This is a genomic window from Polaromonas sp., assembly GCF_012927485.1.
Lineage (GTDB): Bacteria > Pseudomonadota > Gammaproteobacteria > Burkholderiales > Burkholderiaceae_C > Polaromonas.
In genome coordinates, this window is record NZ_JABBPC010000012.1 from 294,576 (window position 1) to 314,069 (window position 19,494).

Sequence of the window (19,494 nt, forward strand, 5' to 3'; positions counted from 1 at the left end):
GCCCAAAGCCCCGCACTGCAAGTGACAGAAACTGCGCAGCCACCGGGCCGACAAAGCAAGGGGCGCAGCGCGGGCGAAGAGGCTTTTTCAGTGCGTAATGGGCTTACTTACGGATTGCTGGGGTTGCCTCTGGCGTTCGTGGCGCTGCCGCTCTATGTCATTTTGCCCAATTACTATGCCCGCGAATTTGGCCTCCCGCTGGCCACGTTGGGCGCCATTTTGCTCGGCGCCCGGCTCTTTGATGCGCTGATCGATCCGATGCTGGGCCGCGTCAGTGACCGCCTGTTTGCGCGATCCGCCAAAGCCGTCCTACTGCTCGGCGCCGGGGCGGCGCTGGTGTTGGCGCTGGGATTTACCCTGCTGTTTTTTCCGCTAGCGGGCGTCCGCCAAGCGCCCACGGCCTTGGCCGCCTGGGCCAGCGTGATGCTGGTGGTGACGTACGCGGCCTACAGTGCACTCAGCGTGTCCCATCAGTCCTGGGGTGCCATGCTGGGCGGCAATGAGGCGCAGCGCAGCCGAATTGTGGCGTGGCGGGAAGGTCTGGGTCTGATCGGCGTCGTATTGGCCTCCATCACGCCAGTTGCGCTTGGCCTGCAAGTGACTACTGCTATTTTCTTTGTCGCGTTGTTGATGGGCTGGCTGGCCTGGACCCGCGCGGTTAGGCCGGTCGCGCGGCGGGTAAGCCATTCGATCAATGCCAGTCGTACCGTAGCCCTCTGGCTGCCGTTCAAATCGACCGCTTTTCGCAGTCTGCTGGCGGTCTTCATGCTGAACGGAATTGCCAGCGCGGTCCCCGCTACTCTGGTCCTATTTTTTATTCAAGACCGGCTGCAAGCCCCTCGATCCATGGAGCCGTTATTTCTGGGCAGTTACTTTTTGTCAGCTGCGCTGTCCATTCCGTTGTGGCTCGCGGTCGTGAAGCGGCTCGGACTGGCGAGCACCTGGCTGGCCGGCATGCTGTTGGCGATTGCCGTGTTTGCTTGGGCCACTCAAATCGCCGCCGGGCAAACGATTGAATTTGCGGTGGTCTGCATGCTCTCGGGCGTTGCGCTCGGCACCGACCTCGCACTGCCCGGTGCCCTGCTGACTGGCGTAATCCAGGCCAACGGCCAGTCGGGCCAGTCCGAAGGGGCTTACTTCGGCTGGTGGAATTTTGCAACCAAGCTCAATCTCGCACTGGCTGCGGGTCTGGCGCTACCGCTGTTGACTCTTTTTGGCTACGCCCCCGGCGTACGCGATACCGCCGCCCTGGATGCGCTCGTGGTGGCTTACTGCGTGCTGCCCTGCGTACTCAAGCTCGCGGCAGCAGCGGGTGTTTATTTCTTCATCATCAAAAAACCGGAAAGCTTTGCCCATGACTTACTTTAAACCACGCGTGCTCGGGTTATTACCTGCCCTGATGCTGTCTGCTGCACTGATGGCAGGTTGCGCCAGCCCACAAATCGCCGACTACGCAGCCGAGAAGCCCGTGCTCGACATGCGCCAGTACTTCAATGGCACGCTCGACGCCTACGGCATGTTCACGGACCGTTCGGGCAAGGTCGTCAAGCGCTTTACCGTGGTCATGAAGTGCAGCTGGGTCGGGGTGCCGGGCGCCGAGACCGGTGTTCTGGATGAGGACTTCACTTACTCGGACGGTACCAAGGGCCGTCGCATCTGGACCCTCAAGCGCACGCCCGATGGTCATTACACCGGCACCGCCGCAGACGTTTTGGGTGAGGCGGCTGGCGAGGAAAAAGGCAACGCCTTCCGCTGGGGCTACACGCTCAAGCTGCCTGTCGATGGTCGCATTGTTGAAGTGCAATTCGACGACTGGATGTACCTGATGAGCGACAAGGTGATGCTCAACAAGGCTCAGATGAGCAAGTTCGGCTTCAAGCTGGGCGAGGTCACCCTGTCGTTCATCAAGCGCTAAAGCGCACTAAATCCCATAGTGCCTCTGATACCTACACAACACGCTTCTATTTTCACAGTGAAAAGTACCCGTCATGGCATTTAATCTTCCTATTACCGACTGGCGCGGTAAGACCGTTTGGCTGGTCGGGGCCTCCAGCGGGATCGGGCAGGCCACCGCCCATGCCTTGTATGCGCAGGGTGCCAACGTGTTCGTATCCGCGCGCAATGCCGATGCGCTGTCGGCCTTCACCGCGACTCACCCCGGCGCCCAAGCCCTGCCGCTGGACGTGACCGACCGCGCGGCCATTCAGGCGGCCGCACAAACCATTTTCGCAAAGGGCCCGCTGGATCTGGTGCTGTACTGCGCCGGTTACTACAAAGAGTTGCGCGCCACGGCGTACGACCTGACTGAAATGTTGCGACATTGCGAAGTCAACTATATCGGCGCCCTGTATCTGTTAGATGCCGTGCTGCCGGATTTTGTGGCGCGGAAGGCGGGTCATGTCAGCCTTATCAGTAGTGTGGCGGGTTACTGCGGTCTGCCGAAAAGTCTGGCCTACGGGCCCACCAAAGCGGCGCTGATCAACCTGGCGGAAACACTCTACCTGGATTTGAAGGGAACTGGCGTCGGCGTCAGCCTGATATGCCCGGGCTTTGTCGAAACGCCGCTTACCGCGCATAACCAGTTCAACATGCCGGCTTTGATTACCCCCGATCAAGCCGCCGCAGAGATCCTGGCCGGCTGGCGCAAAGGTCTGTTCGAAATCCACTTTCCCAAACGCTTTACGCGCTGGATAAAAGCCTTGCGCGTGTTGCCGTATGCGGTGTATTTCGCCATCGTAAGCAGAGTCACGACGCGCTAAGCTTCAACCCATGAATCTGCCTTCCATTACTGCCACAGGCGCTGCGGCTTCAGACGGCTCAACGCACGCCGTAGCAGCGCACGTGGTTGAATTTTTTGAAGCCCTGACGCCAGACAGCCTGACCCGTCTTGACACCTTTTACACGCAGAACGCCTACTTCAAAGACCCCTTCAATGAGGTACGTGGACTCGCCGAGGTGCTGCGCATTTACACCCACATGTACGAAGCGCTCGACCAGCCCCGGTTTGTCGTCACGGAACGCATAGTGGACGGAAATCAGTGCTTCTTGACATGGAACTTTGAATTTCACTTCAAGAACTTTGACCGAACGACATTGCAAACGGTGCGTGGCGGCTCACATCTGAAATTTACCGCCGACGGTTTAATAGATTTTCACCGCGATTACTGGGACGCGGCAGAGGAGCTGTATGAAAAGCTGCCGCTGGTAGGTAGCTTGATGCGCTGGCTCAAAAAACGTGCGGCCCAATAAAAAAAGCGCAGTGTGCTGTTTTTAGGAGCGAACTGCGCGGGTAGGTGGCGAACGAAGAGCTGGTGCAACTCTAAAATTTAATCGGGATGGGTTTCCACAAAACTGGCTCTAAGCATCAGTTTTTCCTGCAGCTTTGCCAGGTTAGGATAAGTTTCACGCCAAAGGATTTCCGGAAAACGAAAATCCAGGTAGCCCAGAGCACACCCGACAGCCACATCGGAAAGGCTGAGATGGACCCCATTGCAAAAAACCTTATCGGCCAAGCCCTTGCTCAAGGCCTTCAGCGTCGCCTCTATTTTTCCGATCTGGCGGGCGATCCAGGCGTCGCTGCGCTCTGCAGCGCCGCGACCCGGCCAGGTCGCTTCCAACCGGGCCAGAATGGCGGCATCCAATAGGCCGTCCGCCAACGCTTCCCAGGTCTTGACCTCTGCACGCTCACGGCCCAGGCCAGGAATAAGCTTGCCCACGGGCGAGAGGGTATCCAAGTATTCAACGATCACGCGCGAGTCGAAAATGGCCTCGCCTCCCTCCATGATCAGGCAAGGGACTTTACCCAGCGGATTGGAGATGGCAATGGTGGTGTTAGCCGCCCAGACGTCCTCGAGTATCAGCTGGTAGTCGAGCTTTTTCTCAGCCATCACAATGCGTACCTTGCGTACGTAGGGGCTGGTAGCGGATCCGATAAGTTTCATGGTGAATTTAAATCGTGGTCCGAGGGAAGGTTATTCTATCGAGTAAGCGGCAAACCCCACTGGCGGGGGACGAAAAGCACGTAAATCTGCAAGGTTTCAGGATCTAACCGCTTGCGGGCGGCGCGCCCCCAAACGTCAGCGCCCAGCCTACAATTGTGGCATGAGCTTTTCCACCATTAACGCCTTGTCTCCGCTGGACGGCCGCTACGCCAGCAAACTGAGCACCCTGCGCCCTCTGATGTCCGAGCAAGGTTACATGCATCGCCGGGTCCAGGTCGAAATTGCCTGGTTTATTGCACTTTCGGATGCCAAATTCGCTGAATTCAAGCCGTTGAGCCCGGGCGCGCGAACTTACCTGCTCGGCCTCATCAAGAACTTCTCGGAAGCCGATGCGGCGGCGATCAAGGAGATTGAAAAAACCACCAACCACGACGTTAAAGCCGTGGAGTATTGGATCAAATCGAAATTCGAAGCGCGGCCAGAGTTGCAGGGCGCCAGCGAATTTGTGCACTTTGCCTGTACCAGCGAAGACATCAACAATACCAGCCACGCGCTGCAGTTGCGCGCGGGGCGCGATCTGGTGGTGCTGCCAGGGCTGGACCGCCTGGTGCTGAAGCTCCGGGAAATGGCCCACGCCTACGCCGAGGTGCCGATGCTCAGCCGCACGCATGGCCAAACCGCCAGCCCCACCACGGTAGGCAAGGAAATCGCCAACATAGTGGTACGCCTGCAGACCGCCTGCGACCGCATTGCAGCGGTCAAGATTCTGGCCAAAATGAACGGCGCCGTGGGCAACTACAACGCACACCTGTCGGCTTGGCCCGACTTTGACTGGGAAGCCTTCAGCAGGAAGGTGGTCGAAACGCCGGAACCGCTGGGCTTGGGCCTGACCTTTCAGCCTTACAGCATCCAGATCGAGCCGCACGACTACATGGCAGAGCTGTTCGACGCGGTGGCTCGCGCCAATACGATCCTGATCGACTTTGCGCGGGACGTCTGGGGTTATGTCAGTGTGGGCTACTTCAAGCAACGGCTTAAAGACGGCGAAATAGGTTCGTCCACCATGCCGCACAAAGTCAATCCGATTGATTTTGAAAACGCCGAGGGCAACCTGGGTCTGGCGAATGCGCTGCTCCGGCATCTGAGCGAGAAGCTGCCGATCAGCCGCTGGCAACGCGACCTGACCGACTCTACCGTGCTCCGCAACATGGGTGTGGCGCTCGGTTATGGCGCACTGGCCTACACGTCGCTGGGAGTAGGGCTGGGCAAGTTAGAACTCAATCGCGAAGCCATCGACGAGGACCTGAATGCTTCGTGGGAAGTGTTGGCTGAACCGATTCAAACCGTGATGCGCCGCTACGGCGTGCAGGGGGCTTACGAGAAACTCAAGGAAGCGACCCGCGGCAAAAGAGTGACCACCGAAGCGCTACACAGCCTCATCAAGTCGCTGGAAATTCCGGAGCCGGAAAGGCAGCGCCTGCTGGCTATGACGCCAGCCAGCTATGTGGGCATGGCAGCGACGTTGGCTAAACGGGTTTAAAGCTTCCGGATTGCGCGGGGCTGACAGACTCAGCCACCCGCCGCTAGCCCAGCTCTACCGGCATGGCCGCGCCGCAGTTCCAGCACTGCTCAAAGCCACCTTCAACGGTCTCGCCGCAACGGCACAGCCAGCGCCGCTGCGGCATGTTTTGCAGCGCGTGCAACAACGCCCGCGCGCCGGATTCCTCTTCATCATGGGTAAGCCAGACTTCCGGCAGGCATTGATCGGGGGGAAGCTGTCCAGCGACGCTGCCCAGAAAGTAACGCTGCACCGTGGCCGCAAAACCCGCCTGCTGTAAAGCATCCGCCCACAAGGCGGCGATTGCGATATTGGGAGCTTGGGTTAATCGAAGCATGGTCTGCAGTGTAGGCTAGATGACTGCAGTCCACTACAAAATTGATAGCTGCCGACCAATGACTTATCGGACAAGAGGGGAGACATCCTGGTTTTTGACGTTTCTCAGGCGGCCGAAGACCGTTTATTGTTTTCAAGTGCGCGGTCCGCATAGCGACCGAAGCGCCACGCAGTCGCTTCCAGCGTGATGCGGCGCCAGGTGCTGCGCTTCTCGACGGGTGTCATCGCAGGCCAGTGTTGCACTTCGTGAAAGGTACGCCCGCAGCCCTTGCAGGTATCGTCGCCTTGACTGGTCGAGCAGATGGCGATGCAAGGGGTGTCGGCCGTCGAGTCGTACCAGGTGCCCCAGGCAGCCAGCGCCTCGGCCGGCAAACCCATCGCTTCGGCCTCTTCCTCATGGTGGAAAACCATGCGCGCGTACACCTCGGCCAGCGTCCGCAGTTCCGGCGTCAGCGTTACACCGTCGGATGACGTCCTTTTGTCGCGCCAGAAGTTGATGGCAGCTTCAATGTCGGTGATGTGGATGCCGGGCATGGTGAAAAAGAGAAGCAGAAAAAGGTGTTTTGGGCGTGTGAATGCGCTTGTACCGCACTACTTTTTTATTATCGGCGAGTCGGGCGGTGGCCCTTTAAAAGAGGAAGAAATGCCCAGGAAACGCCCCGGCCTTTGCAGAAAATTCCTTTTTAATGTCCAATAGAGGCCCGAAGGGGAGTAACTCCCTGGTTTTGCCGCAGTGCTTCAAACAGCCGCTGCAGCAAAATCGCATCAACAAGCCGTCATCACGAAGTTCACGCTTCCGGTTTGTTGGGCATGCAGCCTCACCGCATGTCGAGCCAGACCTTCGATTGAAACCTGAACCGGTTTGATCGAAGCGTTCGCATTTTTCTTCATGTCATCCGCACGCTCCCAGACTTGTACAGTTTCACCAATCCGGAAATCCACTTAGGATTTTTATGTCGAAACTTGAAATGGAATGTGAACAATGGATTTATTAACAGCCCCCTGGTGGTCCGCCTTGCTGGCCATCATCCTTATTGACCTGGTACTTGCTGGCGACAATGCTATCGTGATTGCGTTGGCTGCACGCAGCCTGCCGACTAATCTTCAAAAAAAGGCGATCCTCTGGGGTACGGTTGGCGCGATTGTGGTTCGCTCTGCCATGACTGTGGGTGTCGTGTGGCTGCTGAAGATTCCGGGCTTTCTGCTGGCAGGTGGCTTGGGCCTTCTGTGGATCGCCTACAAGCTGCTGGCCGAGCAAGGCGACAAAGCGCACGACGGCCCGATTGTCAGCACCTTCTGGGGCGCCATGAAGACCATTGTGGTGGCCGATGCCCTGATGGGAATCGACAACGTATTGGGCGTGGCTGGCGCGGCCCGCGGCTCGTTTGTACTGGTCATCATTGGCCTGCTGGTGAGCGTGCCGATTGTGGTGTTTGGCAGCACGATGGTGCTCAAACTTGTCGAGCGCTTCCCGAGCATCATTCGTATCGGAGCCGCCGTGCTGGCGTTCACTGCCGCAAAGATGGTGGTGAGCGAGCCGTTGCTCGACCCCCTTTACGGTGGCCCTAACGCCTCGCCACCCGCGACCATCCTGCAGCTCGCTGCCGAATGGGCGACTTATGCGGTAGCCATTGCGGGCGTGCTGGGAGCGGGCTGGTGGGCCACGCGGCGCGCCAGGTTCGCACGCGAGGCCAGCGATGCGCAAACGACAACCACCTGATCGCTGCCGGAGGAAGGACTGAAAGGCGATTCGGCATTCATCCCTGCCGGCCATGGCGCGGTGGTATTCTCCGCGCATGAAACTCCTCATCAACTGGCTTTTAAGTGCGACCGCCTTGCTGGCGGTGGCTTACCTCTATTCCGGCGTCGTGGTGACCAGCTTTACGGCAGCGCTGATTGCGGCGGCCGTGCTGGGAGCGCTGAATATGGTGGTGCGCCCTGTTCTGGTCATCTTGACCTTGCCCGTCACGGTGGTGACGCTGGGTCTATTTTTGTTCATTGTCAATGCGCTCATGTTCTGGGCCGCCGCAAGCCTGGTTAGCGGCCTGAGTGTCAGGGGATTCGGTGCCGCCCTGATCGGCTCGCTAATTTACTCCGTGCTGCAGCTAGCGATCGATTTTGTCCTGGAGCGCCTGTTCCTTAATCAGTAGCTCAGTCTGGCGAGTTCGCGTATCAAGGATTGAACCCTCCACATAATCGGAGCCACTTGGCGTGCTGCGCATCAGCGCCTGCGCGGCCTTAAAACGATCCAGTGCCGCCGGGTAGTCCAACTGGGCAGCGCGGCTTTCGGCGTCGGCGCGAATGGCTCGGACATTCTGGTTTTGATTGCCATACGCCACCGCCAGAATTTGCCAGGCCATTGCATCTTTGGGATGAGCCGTGACCCAGGTTTGCAATCGGCTTGACACCTCTTGTGCCCGATGCGCCGTCAGCAATGACTGGGCCTCGGTCAACACTTCAGCACGCGAGCTGGCCTTGGCTATATCGGCCGAAGACGCCGAGGGCGGCACGACACCGGCGAGTAAATCAATCTCGATGGCCAGCAGATCCACCACCTTGTTCGCATGTGGGATTTCGGTGACGAGCGGTTTGAGCTGCGCTAACAGGCTTCGCGCGCCCCCAAAATCACGCAGCTGCGCCGACGCAAACACGCCGGCATACAACGCGCCCGCATCCCGGACGTTTGCCACCGAAGCAGGGGACTCCACCGGCTGCAACGCGGCGGCGCGGTGCCGCGCTTCTGTCACCATCGAGCGCAGTGCATCCACCCCTGGAACCGCCAGGATTCGCGCGCGCGCAGCCATCATGGCATGCAGCACATGCGCCCTGCCAGCCTCTGCCTGACTTTCTTTGGAGGGCTTGACAGCCGAGTCTGCGGCCAATTGGAGGCGCGCCTGCGCCTCGGCTATTCGCTGGGTGGTCAGCGGATGCGTCCGCAGGTAGGGAAAAGAGCCGTTGTCGTTCAGGCGTGCTGCCTGCTGCAGCTTTTCGAACATTGTCGTCACCCCCCGACCCTCAAACCCGCCATCGGTCATAACGCCAAAACCGATCCGGTCGGCTTCCCGCTCCATGTCCCGCGAAAAGTTAAGCTGATTTTGCGCCGCCACCGCCTGTCCGCCGACGATCGCTGCGCTGGCGGCATCCGGACTTTTACTGGCAGCCAGGACGCCCAAAATCATCGCGCCAATCATCCACGGGGTCTGACGGCTCTGCTGCGTGATCAGCCGGGAAATATGCCGCTGTGTGACGTGGCTAAGCTCGTGCGCCAGCACAGCGGCCATTTCATCCGCACTGCTCACCGAAGCAATCAAGCCGAGGTGTACGCCGAAATATCCACCGGGCAGTGCGAACGCGTTGATGGTTCGGTCGCGAACCAGAAAGAGTTGCCAGGAAAACCGCTCGTCCAGCTCCGGTTGTAACTCCCCCCGCGCGCGCGCAGCGGCCAGCAGAGGTTGCCAAATGCTTTGAAGGTAATCTCCAAGCACCGGGTCATCGATATAGTCCGGATCGCGAAAGATGCTCAAGGCAATTCGGTCCCCAATCCGGCGCTCTGCAGCCGACGATAATTCAGAACTGTCGCCCAGTGATGGCAGGGAACCCGAAGCAGCAAGCGGCGCCACGCTCGGCGATTGCGCCAACGCGAAAGGGGCGGAAGCCATTAAAACCAGAGCGGCTGTTATCAGTCGGCACAGCGCAAGGCGCGGCGCTGACCGTGGGGTTTTAGGACTCATCGAGGACAACAAAAATAATCACCTCTGCGCTGGGAGTGGATTTACAGGCATGCTCTTATGATGAGGGATGGTTGTAAAGGTTCTGTAACAGCATGACAACGTCTTCTTCCGCCCTCACCCACTTTGATGACCAGGGCCAAGCGCATATGGTCGACGTAGCCGCCAAGGCCGCTACGCATCGTATTGCTATCGCACAGGGCCGTATTGTCATGAATCCGGCGACCCTGTCCATCATTCTCGAAGGCAGCGCTAAAAAAGGTGACGTACTGGGCATCGCTCGCGTTGCAGGCATCATGGCTGCCAAAAAAACGAGCGACCTGATCCCGCTCTGCCATCCTCTGGCGCTAACCCGTGTGGCGATTGATTTTGCGGCCGCGCCTTCAATAGGCACCCCTGTTGCAATCCTTGAAAAGGATAAAAAAGGGGCCGTGACCTGTACCGCTACAGTAGAAACTGTCGGCCCCACCGGCGTGGAGATGGAGGCGCTGACCGCGGTCACCGTTGCATTGCTAACCATTTACGACATGTGCAAAGCGGTGGACCGCGGCATGACGATTACCGACGTCAAACTGCTCGAAAAGCGTGGCGGGAAATCGGGGCGCTACGTGTCGGGCGCATGAAATTGCCGAGGTAAACCGACACCGGCGGTCGGGCTTTACTGCCTGCTCGACGGCATCCCATGGTTCGCATGCTCTCTGGCCCAGCGCGCATGTTCCTCGGGGTAGGCGGCGCGGAAGCGCGCCAGATACAGCACCGCATCCTCGTCTCGACCGAGCATGACCGCGCTCTCAATCAGCTTTTCAGCGACCCGGGGTTCTGGCGAATAGTGGAGTAATTGCTGTGCTAGGTCATACATCGCTACAGCGTTGTCCGGGTTGAGGGTCGTGACGCTCAACTCCGCAAAGCGGACCTGGTCGCTAAACAGCCAGGTGCCGCGTATTTTGTTGAGGGTATCGTCGCGATAGGCCGCACTTCGTTCCGCAGGCGGCAGATAAATCTGGCTCACCCGGTAATAGCTGACGGACGCGCCAAGCAGAAGTGCTATTGATAAAGTAGCGACCAGCAGATTGAAATATCGGACTAACGCCTCATTTCGCCGAGATTTTTCTTGAAGCCCGCTGGTTGGCGCTTCCTCGTTTCCGCGCACCGACGCAGGGGTCGCGCACAGCAACAGCACACAGAGCCCAAAAGCGATTTGAAACGGCCCATACCAGAGCGGGTATTCAAGCAGGCTGTGCAGCAGGATGACGGCCAACACCCCCCAGGCCATCTGACGCACCGAGTCCGTTTCGCGCCAAGGCTTTAACCGCCAGACGATCCAGCTTGCAAGCGCGCAAATTGCTACAGCGGCAGGAACACCCAGCTCCACGGCAAGATGCAACGGCAGATTGTGAGCGTTGTCGAGGATTTCGCAAAAACGCTCGCCCGGGTAGAGCGTCATGAAGTGGGCATAGTCCAATTCACGCCAGCCCCAGCCCAGCCATGGCTTTTGGGCAATCAGAGTCAGTACGTTGGACCACAGCACCCGTCGACTGGCGCAGCCTGGCGTTTCAACCAGCCGGCCAAACAGCCCCCCGCTGGTCAGCCCGGTTACAGCCGCGAGTAGCCACGGAAGGGCAACCACGGCGAGCCCATAGGCCAACATCGCCTGCAAAGCAAGCATGAGCAAGCGCCGTTGCCCACGGGGAGCAGAAAGCGCCCACCACGCGGTCATCACCAAAATCAGCCCCCATTGCAACAGCCCCGTGCGTGAACTGCTGGCCGCATTGCCCAGCGCCAGCAGCAGCGCGAAGAAAGTCGCCCACCAGGGCACTCTCTGTCCAGCGGTTTGCCGTGAGAGCAAGCCCAGCAAGGCCAGCAGGCCAATACTGGTCAGCGTCGCAAACTGATTGCGCTGGCGCAAGTTGCCAAATGCCTCACCGGCGCTGGTCTGACTGACCCAAGGGCTGAAGGCATGTGCAAGACCAAAGTATTGCAAGAGTGCAAATGCAGCGCTGATGCCCGCGGCCAGCAGCCAGGCGGTGGCGATGATCCTGACGTTGAGCCTGCGCCGAAGCAGCCACAACAGAACTGCGCAATATGCGGAGATTAGCCACGGCCATGCGTTAGGCGTTGGCCCCGACGTGTAGGGACTAATCCAGGGTAAGACCAGTAACCAGCCTAAGCACCAGGCCGACAGATGGCGATTGTTTAGCGTTTGCGGCACTGGAAAATTAGCTTGACGTGAAGGGCAAGAATCAATTGGTTAATTGCAAAGTTAGGCTATGCAGCAGGCCGTGAGCTTGTCGCAAGGTATTTCGGCTCACCTTCTGCGCTGATTTTCCATGTCATTAATGACTACTTGAGTTACACCTATTTTGAAGATTAATAAATCTGACCGCCCCTCGACCAGTCAGCATTAAAACGAATCAATGGGAACAAAAGCAATAACTTCGGCAGTGTTCACGTCAATCAACACCGTCCAAAATGAGTTGCGCCCAATCATCGGTAAGTACCTCACAGAGGTCGCGGGTCTTGTGGGCGACAAATCTGCCACAGCACGGTCAATTTCGGCCGAGCGAGCCGGAAACCGGTTTTTCAGCTCATCCAGCGGATGCGCGTGCGCTATAACTTTTGGCTTCGCTTTTAAGTAGCTTTGCCACAGATCTGGTCGGGCACTGAGCGAGACGCCTTGCAACGCTGCCATGGTGGCATCAAAGCTTTCTTTGCCATCCTTGAACTCACGCACCGACAAAAGCGTCGGCCCCATAAGCGGAAGTTGCTGCAAGTCTACCGGAGCATGACTGAGCAGATCAGCCGGAATGTCAATCGCATGCACAACCCGAAATCGGTCAATTTCAAATACCAAATGAACCGGGCGGGCAACCGCCACCGTCCACAAACCATACGTTAGGGCTGCCAATTGTAGTAACCCAATAATTGTCAGATCCCGGCGCAACTCACGGCGCGGCTTGCTGCGATTGAACACTACCAATGTCATGAGCGGCCCCATGATGACGTCAACCGATACCACCAACAAAAACAGACTGCGTCCGCCGGAAATTTCCCGGTAGGGATAAGGATACCAAACCAAAAATACCAAAAGAGCGGCCAAAGCGGCCAGCGCCAAGCTGATTCCTAAGTGAATGAAAGCGGCCCCCAAACGATCTTTCCAAAGACGTGTATCCATGTGTGTACTTTTCTGTTTCGCTATGGCTAGAAAATTTTGTGCCGTGTGTTTAAATTAACTGCATTCAGGGCGTAAGTACTTGGGCGAGTACGGGGTATTTCTCGTGTTGTAGCCCCCGCAACACACTGACCGCAGCGTGGTAATAGTAGTCACCGTACATTCCACGAATAACAGCCATCTGGCGCGCCGCCGCTACCGGGTTTCCATTTAGGCCCAATGCCAATGCGTATCGCAGAGCCAAGCTGCCATAAGGAAAGCGCAACGATGCCTTGCGAAGATTTTCCAACTCGATTGCGCCCATACCCGGCACTGCCTGTTGGCGCGCCGCTTTGAGCATGGCACCCATGTGCGAAAGCATCCATATGTGGGGTACCTCATATTCCGTGGGAGTCTGACCTATGTGCAAATTCTCAAATCGGACCACGCGAAAGTCCTCCTCGATCAGTAAATACTCATAGATCATGTAACTGCCAAGAACAAACCATATGGCTACTACGCCGCCCACCCAGCGCAGTTTCAGCCTAATCGTCTTAATCCCCTGATGCGACGCCTCCACGATCCCAACCATTAATCCGGCAGCCAGAAAAAAATAAGAATAGGCAAACGGATACTCCACCATGCTGTGGACAGCAATGGGCAACAAGCATGCCATCCCATAAACCGCACTGGATTCGATTGCACCCCTCATGCGCGAGACAAACCAGTAAACACACGCCCCAGTTAGCAACAGGCCCAATGGCACGCCATTCCATGCCAACAGATCCAGCACGATATTGTGGGCGTTGGTGTAGGTCATGGTGCCCGGGACTGCCAAACTACCGGCAGCATGCGCGGTGGGGGTTTGGTTCCATCCATAGCCTAGCCATGGTGCCTGGCTGATGCCACTAAGCACTTGTTTCCAGATGGTGATCCGGGCACTGTCAACGCCGGGATTCATGTTTCGACCGCCGCCCATCAGCAGCAGGTCACTCAGATAGGGAAGCAGCAGCACAGCAAGCCAACCAAATACGTGGGTGTAATTCGCGTTTGCGACGAGCGACTCTTCCAAATCAGGAAACTGGAGCAACTAGCGCGCTCAACATACCCGCCCGTGACTGCGCAAAAACCAACCCCATTGTCATGAAAGTGATGCCGACAACGAGCCATAAACGTCCGATGCGCCTACGCTCAAAGGTCCATGCCAAGGCCGCCACCTCCGTCAGGCGCACCGCGCGAGTCCCAGTAGAACAAACGCGAGGCAACCCAAAGTAACCAGCAAAGGAGTTACGGACGGCGAAGGGCCGGGGGGAAATGGGTTGAGCCAGGGCAACGTTATGAAAACGAAAACGGCAAGGGATGGCATAAAGGTGAGGGAACAGACACCAGCGGTGCGAGTGCTTTGGCGTACGGAAACAGGGGGGAAAGATTTAGGCCCCTATTTTCGTTCGAACTTGCGGCGGGTTCGTGATCGGGAACTTGACTTTAAGAAGGGCTTGACTCCGAATAGCCGGACCATCTCAAGGCAATTTCAGCGCATTCAGCTGCGGGTATTTTTCATTGGCTAGCAGGATCCATCCGGCCTTGATCTGCGCGTAGGATTTTTCGCCATGCAGTGCCCGCATGACGAGCAACTGGCGGATGGCCTCGTCAGGGTTGCCATTCAGTGCCAGCGACTGGGCGTAACGATTTTGCGTGGCGGGCCACGGAAAGCGCAAGGCGACTTTTCTGGCCACCTCCACTTCATCGGCACTCATGCCCGGTTTGGGAACTATGCGCCCCCCGTGCAACAACGCATCCAGTTGCGTCAGCATCACGATGTGCGGGCGTTCATAGTCTCGAGGTGTTTGTCCAACGTGCAGGGCCTCAAAGCGAAGGATTCTGAAATCTTCCTCTATAGGGATGTACTCGATCACGCTCCAGACCATGGCGGCACCGATGAGCAACCAAGCCGTTGCAGCGGGCCACCAGCGCATCCTTACGCCCCTGCTAGGGGCTAGACGGGCTTCCAAAGCGCCTAGCAGCAGCATGACCGGCGCAAGTAAATAGGCATAAGCAAAGGGAAATTCCAACATTGAATGCACAGCCAATGGCAATGCAGCAGCAATGCAGTACCAAGTCAATGGATCATTGACAGCACTGGCTCTTCGCCATACCCAGGCTAAAGTAGCACCGACCAGCAGTAGCGTGAGAGGGAGCCCTATACCCACCGCCAGATCCAGGATGATGTTATGTGCATAGGTGACAGGTAAGCCTTCCACATAGACGTGGATTACGGCATTTTGCGCGGATGACACTTCACGCAATCCCCAGCCAAACCAGGGTCGAAGCAAGACAGCTTGCCAAAGCTGCTGCCATATTGCCAAACGACCACTGTCACCGGTGTTAATTTGCGCGACAGTCGATTCAGCCCAACCGCCTTCCTGAATGACATTGAGGCCAGTAGGACAAAACCAGAAACAACCGCCAAAAAAAATCAGCCACAAACTGACCGCCGGCACGGACAGGGTAAAGCCGAGGCGGCGACGCTTGGCAAACCACCATGCGGTTATCAATAACAACCCCAATACGCCAGTCCGAGATTCGGTCACCGACAGCCCCACCAGTAACACCGCTGCGACGGGCAGCGCGACCAATGCACTCAATCGTCTGGATTCAAAAAGATACGTGGTACTGGCAATGGAAAACAAAAGCAAAGTAGCCAAATGGTTCGGCTGAGCCAAGTTGCCACCGGGGCGACGAAGGCTCTGCAGGGGAGTAATCCAACCACCCAATTCCCAGATATCTAACGCTTGTACCAGCGCCACGATGGCCGAACACATTCCACCCACCACAAGCAACACTGCGAGTTTATCGACAAGTTTCGCGCCTGAAGTCAGTCCACATTCATTGAGACTTATGGCCGCATAACCAAGGATCAATGCAAGCAAGCACAGCAATAAATAGAAGCTAAGTACTACCGCGTCACCTAGGAATAGGATACGTCCCGTCAACACCTGTATGACAACAACCACACACAGCAACCCGATGGGCCAACCCATCATTGGCAGATAAATCGTGCGTCTACCATGATCAAAGCAATTTTTTACAAGCACGCCGGACAAGAGCAATATTGATGCGAACGCAAGCACTTCGTTGTGCCAACTATTCCACGGGAGAAAGTGCACAGACGTCATCCAACTCCCGAACAGCAACAGAAAGCTGAGCGAAATAATTACCCCATAAAAAAAACGCCTCGATAGAGGCGTTTTTTTCGGATTTGAAATAATTTTCAAAATTTCACATCCCGATTTATAAAATCATCAAGGTGCGTATGTTGCGCCACCGGCAGTTCCAACAGTTGCAGCCGAGGGATCCCGGCAAGAACCTGGGAGAAACTTCGCCGCAATGGTACCGGGGCCGCAAAGCCATCCTGTTACTGAATTAGTCCCAGTCACAATAACTGGAGTAAGGATCATCGTCTTGTTATCAATGGTAGCGTCGTTAGTTCCTTGCGCAGTTACTTGAACCGATCCCATGTTGTTGGTTGAAACCAGTTTCACATATTTTGTTGCACCCGTACCAGAGACTTCACAACCCCAAGCGCCAGCGACGGGCAAGGACGCAGCGTTGTTAGTTTGATAAGATTCTGTAACACTGGTGCGGCAGGCCGATGCCGCCAATACGACCTCGGACATCTTCGCACGCTTCGTGTAATCCTGATAAGCCGGTAACGCCACCGCGGCCAAAATACCAATAATCGCAACCACGATCATCAATTCGATCAGGGTAAAACCCTTTTGCATCTTCTGCATGGAACGTTTCATTAAGAACTCCTTGGTTAATAGACTTGCAATCAACTGCAGCAGTTTGTGTGCCACCTCGTTCCACCCCACAAATCCCGTGTTTAAGTGTCAAAGACGGTAACTATTTTACATTTTTGACTTACACGCGGAAACTTGGTGACATTCATGTCACGTTGCGTTTGTTATGTGACTGATTCGGCTAGCGCTTAGGGTTCTCGAGAGGCGGTGACTGCGTGGTAGCGCTTTTACAAGCGCGTTAGCGAAGCCTGCTTTCCAGGCGATCTATAAATCAAACACCTGACCGCCCTGCAGCCAGCGGATGTCGTGCGTTACACGCCGGTCCAGCTCGCCCATTTGATCCAGGCCCTTTACTTCCGCCATGATGAACTCTGTTTCGACTGGCTTGGCGTGGGTGAGGTAAATCGGGTAACGGTTGCCAGACGCGATGCAATCAAGCTCGGCGGCAAGAGAGTGCGTCGAAAGGTGCAAGCTACGTTTTGCGAGGTTACGCGCCCGGTTGCTGAAGGCGGTTTCGATGATCAGCATCGCGACATTTATTTGATTGAGACGCGCCCACAATGCGGGGTTTTTCTCGGTGTCGCCGGTAAATACCCACCAGCCTTTGGAGGTGGACACCGCGTAGCCCACGGCGGGCACCGTATGCACTGCGGGCAACACTTCTATTTCCTTATCCGCTATCCGTAAAGTTTGCCCGGGCTCCAGTGGGTGAAAACTGATGAAGGGAGCGGCGGGGGTAGGCATGGTCGAAAAATCAGGCCAGATGATGTTGTTGAAAATGTGCGCCTTCAATGCATCAATCGTGTCTTGCAGGGCATGTACGTGTATCGGAGTGGTTCGCCGGCTGGCCGTTGCGTCCGCCATCAGGGGAAGCCCCGCGACGTGGTCCAGATGGGAATGCGTTAGCAAAACATGGTCGATGCCGGTCATCTCCTCAAGGGTGAGATCTCCAACGCCGGTGCCGGCGTCGATCAACACATTCTGATCCAGCAAGAAAGACGTGGTACGACAGTCTTTGACAATCGATCCTGAGCAGCCAAGTACACGTATTTTCATGGGATTTCTGGCTGGCTTTGACGTGACTTTGTCAGCTAATTAGCTGCGCCATTCCAAGCTGTATCGACAGGTGACAACCTTAGGAGGGCTACACGCCTTGCTCGCGGGCGGTAAAAGGTACTTCTGCCCCAAGTGGCCTCCGGTTTCCAGTACAGCCCGGTTAGGCGCATCCATTAGTGTAGAAAAAACTGCATTCGGGTTCCGGCCAGTTCGAGGATATCCCCGCTCTTTAAAATCGCCGGTTCAGCGTCAGTCGGCGCGCCGTTCAGCGTCAACTTGCCGGCCCCTTCCACATGGGCGACTACAAAACCTTGGGGCCTTTTGGTAATAGCCGCCACCGCCACACCGGGTTTGCCGATCGTGGTGACCACTTTGACCAAGGCCACCTCGCGACCTGCTGCCGCGCCCGACATCACCTTGATGGTGGCATTGAGAGCAGGGGCCGACCCGGCAGCGGATCCTGGCAAAGCCGCCGAAGCAGCTTCAAAAGGCGGTAGCACAGGCGCCGCGGACCCCGCCTGGCCCCGCGTGGGCTTTGCCCCCCCGAGTGGGGCGGACTCATTTACATATTCGATCCTGTACTTGCCAATTTCAACGAGGTCGTTGTTTTGCAGTAACTGCTTCTTGATCGCCTTGCCATTGACATGGGTGCCATTAGTGCTGTTGAGGTCCTCCAGGTAAACCTCGGCACCGGACATTTGTAAAACGGCATGCTCACCGCTGACAGCGAGGTTGTCTATCACGATGTCGTTGTAAGGCCTCCGGCCTAGAGAGGTCCGGTCTTTCGTCAACTGGACTTCCTTGATCACGACACCGTCAATCGAGACGATCATTTTCGGCATGGCCGACTCCTGTCAATTTTTAATAGTTTAAATACTGCGCTATTTTCCCAGTATCCTGGAAAGAAGGCCCCGTTTGCGCAAATCCTCACTCGCGCGCACCAACAAAACCGAAATATTATCGCGTCCACCCGCTTCATTGGCCGCCAGAATCAGTTGCTCGGCTTTGTGCTCGAGCGTCTCGCTACTTGAAAGAATACTTGCAATACTGTCGTCCGCGAGCATGTCTGACAAACCATCCGAGCACATCAAATAGACATCGCCCAACTCCACGCGGTGCTCATTGACTTCAACCAGCACCATGTCTTCAACACCCAGGGCACGCGTAACGAGGTTCCTGATCAATGAAGTGCTTGCCTGCTCGGGCGTGATCATGCCCGCGTCCACCTGCTCCTGAATCAAGGAATGATCCTTGGTTATTTGCAGGAACTGCCGACCGCGTAATCGGTAGCAGCGCGAATCGCCGACATGGGCCAGCATCAATCGACCGTCCAGAAATACGCCCACTACGAGCGTGGTTCCCATACCCGCGTATTGGGGGTTAGAACTGGCCGCATTAAAAATCGAGTGATTTGCATTTTCCACGCAGATTTCGAGGGCCCGGCGCACTTCTCTGGAATTCACCTGCCTGCCAGCGTCGGAGAGCCAGCGTCCCATTTCCGAATTGATGAAAGCCACCGCCATCCCGCTTGCGATTTCGCCCGCGTTGTAACCGCCCATTCCGTCGGCCAGAATACAAAGCCGTGTTGCGGCATCGAAAGCAACCGCATCTTCATTGTTATCCCGCACCAAACCCACATCTATCTGGGTACAAATGTCGTAGCGCATCGCGTTAGCGCCGACCACGAGGGCAGGTTAACGGCCCGGGCAAGGGACGCCAAAGTCGGTCATTGCCACAGGCTAACGACGATGATCCGTCCGGAAGATTGACATGACATGTCTGTACTGATTTGTTGCCCATCTCCGTTTTCCTCGCCCTATTTTTCACGATTGCCGCGCAGGTTTGTTGTTACATAGCCATAACAAATTACCCAGAAAGGGACGTTAACAGACGGATTACAGCAGTACAAGGGTCTTTTTCACGA

The 19,494-nt window shown here is 56.7% G+C and carries 20 protein-coding genes; 8 read left to right on the forward strand and 12 right to left on the reverse strand.

Annotation, left to right across the window (positions count from 1 at the left end; all coding sequences use genetic code 11):
• Positions 1–90 precede the first annotated feature (90 nt).
• The 4 genes from HHJ16_RS05470 to HHJ16_RS05485 all read left to right on the forward strand — a co-directional run bounded on the left by HHJ16_RS05470 (position 91) and on the right by HHJ16_RS05485 (position 3,249).
• Positions 91–1,368 (forward strand): MFS transporter, encoded by a 1,278-nt coding sequence (locus HHJ16_RS05470; protein WP_293641569.1) that lies wholly within the window; start codon positions 91–93, stop codon positions 1,366–1,368.
• The gene (locus HHJ16_RS05475) at positions 1,355–1,915 is read left to right on the forward strand and encodes a DUF3833 domain-containing protein (protein WP_293641425.1); all 561 of its coding nucleotides are present in this window, start codon (positions 1,355–1,357) and stop codon (positions 1,913–1,915) included. The genes HHJ16_RS05470 and HHJ16_RS05475 overlap by 14 nt, the downstream gene beginning before the upstream one ends.
• 73 nt (positions 1,916–1,988) lie before the next feature.
• Complete coding sequence (locus HHJ16_RS05480) at positions 1,989–2,759, forward strand: SDR family NAD(P)-dependent oxidoreductase (RefSeq protein WP_293641427.1); 771 nt, start codon at positions 1,989–1,991, stop codon at positions 2,757–2,759.
• 10 nt (positions 2,760–2,769) lie between these two features.
• Positions 2,770–3,249: a nuclear transport factor 2 family protein gene (locus tag HHJ16_RS05485; protein WP_293641429.1), complete on the forward strand. Its 480-nt coding sequence runs from the start codon at positions 2,770–2,772 to the stop codon at positions 3,247–3,249.
• 77 nt (positions 3,250–3,326) lie between these two features.
• Here HHJ16_RS05485 and HHJ16_RS05490 read toward each other — a convergent pair whose 3' ends face one another.
• The gene (locus HHJ16_RS05490; RefSeq protein WP_293641431.1) at positions 3,327–3,941 is read right to left on the reverse strand and encodes a glutathione S-transferase N-terminal domain-containing protein; all 615 of its coding nucleotides are present in this window, start codon (positions 3,939–3,941) and stop codon (positions 3,327–3,329) included.
• A 160-nt stretch (positions 3,942–4,101) separates the two neighbouring features.
• Between HHJ16_RS05490 and purB the strand changes: the two genes are divergently transcribed.
• The gene (gene purB, locus HHJ16_RS05495; protein WP_293641433.1) at positions 4,102–5,481 is read left to right on the forward strand and encodes an adenylosuccinate lyase; all 1,380 of its coding nucleotides are present in this window, start codon (positions 4,102–4,104) and stop codon (positions 5,479–5,481) included.
• 43 nt (positions 5,482–5,524) lie between these two features.
• Here the strand turns inward: purB and HHJ16_RS05500 are convergent, their stop codons facing one another.
• Positions 5,525–5,836: a DUF2007 domain-containing protein gene (locus HHJ16_RS05500; protein WP_293641435.1), complete on the reverse strand. Its 312-nt coding sequence runs from the start codon at positions 5,834–5,836 to the stop codon at positions 5,525–5,527.
• Positions 5,837–5,940: 104 nt separating this feature from the next.
• Positions 5,941–6,369, reverse strand: coding sequence for a DUF3717 domain-containing protein (locus HHJ16_RS05505; protein WP_293641437.1), 429 nt, complete (start codon positions 6,367–6,369; stop codon positions 5,941–5,943).
• A 448-nt stretch (positions 6,370–6,817) separates the two neighbouring features.
• Between HHJ16_RS05505 and HHJ16_RS05510 the strand changes: the two genes are divergently transcribed.
• Together HHJ16_RS05510 and HHJ16_RS05515 are read left to right on the forward strand one after the other, a co-directional pair.
• The gene (locus HHJ16_RS05510) at positions 6,818–7,555 is read left to right on the forward strand and encodes a TerC family protein (protein ID WP_293641439.1); all 738 of its coding nucleotides are present in this window, start codon (positions 6,818–6,820) and stop codon (positions 7,553–7,555) included.
• 76 nt (positions 7,556–7,631) lie between these two features.
• The gene (locus HHJ16_RS05515) at positions 7,632–7,985 is read left to right on the forward strand and encodes a phage holin family protein (protein ID WP_293641441.1); all 354 of its coding nucleotides are present in this window, start codon (positions 7,632–7,634) and stop codon (positions 7,983–7,985) included.
• On the opposite strand, the gene HHJ16_RS05520 is transcribed toward HHJ16_RS05515, so the two are convergent.
• Positions 7,941–9,494 carry a M48 family metalloprotease gene (locus HHJ16_RS05520; protein WP_293641443.1) on the reverse strand — a complete coding sequence of 518 codons (1,554 nt, stop codon included), beginning with the start codon at positions 9,492–9,494 and terminating at the stop codon, positions 7,941–7,943. The two genes, HHJ16_RS05515 and HHJ16_RS05520, sit on opposite strands and share 45 nt — an antisense overlap.
• A gap of 164 nt (positions 9,495–9,658) precedes the next feature.
• Between HHJ16_RS05520 and moaC the strand changes: the two genes are divergently transcribed.
• Positions 9,659–10,186: a cyclic pyranopterin monophosphate synthase MoaC gene (moaC, locus tag HHJ16_RS05525; RefSeq protein WP_293641444.1), complete on the forward strand. Its 528-nt coding sequence runs from the start codon at positions 9,659–9,661 to the stop codon at positions 10,184–10,186.
• Positions 10,187–10,221: 35 nt separating this feature from the next.
• Here the strand turns inward: moaC and HHJ16_RS05530 are convergent, their stop codons facing one another.
• The 8 genes from HHJ16_RS05530 to HHJ16_RS05565 form a co-directional block, all read right to left on the reverse strand.
• Positions 10,222–11,631, reverse strand: coding sequence for a Wzy polymerase domain-containing protein (locus HHJ16_RS05530; RefSeq protein WP_293641445.1), 1,410 nt, complete (start codon positions 11,629–11,631; stop codon positions 10,222–10,224).
• Positions 11,632–11,964: 333 nt separating this feature from the next.
• Positions 11,965–12,735 carry a TfpX/TfpZ family type IV pilin accessory protein gene (gene tfpZ / locus HHJ16_RS05535; RefSeq protein WP_293641446.1) on the reverse strand — a complete coding sequence of 257 codons (771 nt, stop codon included), beginning with the start codon at positions 12,733–12,735 and terminating at the stop codon, positions 11,965–11,967.
• A 64-nt stretch (positions 12,736–12,799) separates the two neighbouring features.
• Positions 12,800–13,801 carry a Wzy polymerase domain-containing protein gene (locus tag HHJ16_RS05540; protein ID WP_293641447.1) on the reverse strand — a complete coding sequence of 334 codons (1,002 nt, stop codon included), beginning with the start codon at positions 13,799–13,801 and terminating at the stop codon, positions 12,800–12,802.
• A 430-nt stretch (positions 13,802–14,231) separates the two neighbouring features.
• The gene (locus HHJ16_RS05545; RefSeq protein ID WP_293641449.1) at positions 14,232–15,986 is read right to left on the reverse strand and encodes an O-antigen ligase family protein; all 1,755 of its coding nucleotides are present in this window, start codon (positions 15,984–15,986) and stop codon (positions 14,232–14,234) included.
• Positions 15,987–16,013: 27 nt separating this feature from the next.
• On the reverse strand, positions 16,014–16,517 hold the full coding sequence (locus HHJ16_RS05550; RefSeq protein WP_293641450.1) for a pilin: 504 nt from the start codon (positions 16,515–16,517) through the stop codon (positions 16,014–16,016).
• 261 nt (positions 16,518–16,778) lie between these two features.
• A complete protein-coding gene (locus tag HHJ16_RS05555; RefSeq protein WP_293641452.1) occupies positions 16,779–17,570 on the reverse strand; it encodes a 3',5'-cyclic-nucleotide phosphodiesterase in 792 nt (263 codons plus the stop codon).
• A 173-nt stretch (positions 17,571–17,743) separates the two neighbouring features.
• Positions 17,744–18,412 (reverse strand): FHA domain-containing protein, encoded by a 669-nt coding sequence (locus tag HHJ16_RS05560; RefSeq protein ID WP_293641454.1) that lies wholly within the window; start codon positions 18,410–18,412, stop codon positions 17,744–17,746.
• A 39-nt stretch (positions 18,413–18,451) separates the two neighbouring features.
• Positions 18,452–19,237, reverse strand: a complete 786-nt coding sequence (locus HHJ16_RS05565) for a Stp1/IreP family PP2C-type Ser/Thr phosphatase (protein ID WP_293641456.1) — start codon at positions 19,235–19,237, stop codon at positions 18,452–18,454.
• Positions 19,238–19,494: the final 257 nt, after the last annotated feature.

Coding starts and splice junctions, on each gene's coding strand:
- HHJ16_RS05490 (WP_293641431.1), bottom strand. CDS start 3,941: ATGAAACTTATCGGATCCGCTACCAGCCCCTACGTACGCAAGGTACGC.
- HHJ16_RS05520 (WP_293641443.1), bottom strand. CDS start 9,494: ATGGCTTCCGCCCCTTTCGCGTTGGCGCAATCGCCGAGCGTGGCGCCG.
- HHJ16_RS05480 (WP_293641427.1), top strand. CDS start 1,989: ATGGCATTTAATCTTCCTATTACCGACTGGCGCGGTAAGACCGTTTGG.
- HHJ16_RS05565 (WP_293641456.1), bottom strand. CDS start 19,237: ATGCGCTACGACATTTGTACCCAGATAGATGTGGGTTTGGTGCGGGAT.
- HHJ16_RS05505 (WP_293641437.1), bottom strand. CDS start 6,369: ATGCCCGGCATCCACATCACCGACATTGAAGCTGCCATCAACTTCTGG.
- HHJ16_RS05555 (WP_293641452.1), bottom strand. CDS start 17,570: ATGAAAATACGTGTACTTGGCTGCTCAGGATCGATTGTCAAAGACTGT.
- HHJ16_RS05485 (WP_293641429.1), top strand. CDS start 2,770: ATGAATCTGCCTTCCATTACTGCCACAGGCGCTGCGGCTTCAGACGGC.
- HHJ16_RS05500 (WP_293641435.1), bottom strand. CDS start 5,836: ATGCTTCGATTAACCCAAGCTCCCAATATCGCAATCGCCGCCTTGTGG.
- HHJ16_RS05550 (WP_293641450.1), bottom strand. CDS start 16,517: ATGAAACGTTCCATGCAGAAGATGCAAAAGGGTTTTACCCTGATCGAA.
- purB (WP_293641433.1), top strand. CDS start 4,102: ATGAGCTTTTCCACCATTAACGCCTTGTCTCCGCTGGACGGCCGCTAC.
- HHJ16_RS05475 (WP_293641425.1), top strand. CDS start 1,355: ATGACTTACTTTAAACCACGCGTGCTCGGGTTATTACCTGCCCTGATG.
- tfpZ (WP_293641446.1), bottom strand. CDS start 12,735: ATGGATACACGTCTTTGGAAAGATCGTTTGGGGGCCGCTTTCATTCAC.
- moaC (WP_293641444.1), top strand. CDS start 9,659: ATGACAACGTCTTCTTCCGCCCTCACCCACTTTGATGACCAGGGCCAA.
- HHJ16_RS05515 (WP_293641441.1), top strand. CDS start 7,632: ATGAAACTCCTCATCAACTGGCTTTTAAGTGCGACCGCCTTGCTGGCG.
- HHJ16_RS05560 (WP_293641454.1), bottom strand. CDS start 18,412: ATGCCGAAAATGATCGTCTCGATTGACGGTGTCGTGATCAAGGAAGTC.
- HHJ16_RS05510 (WP_293641439.1), top strand. CDS start 6,818: ATGGATTTATTAACAGCCCCCTGGTGGTCCGCCTTGCTGGCCATCATC.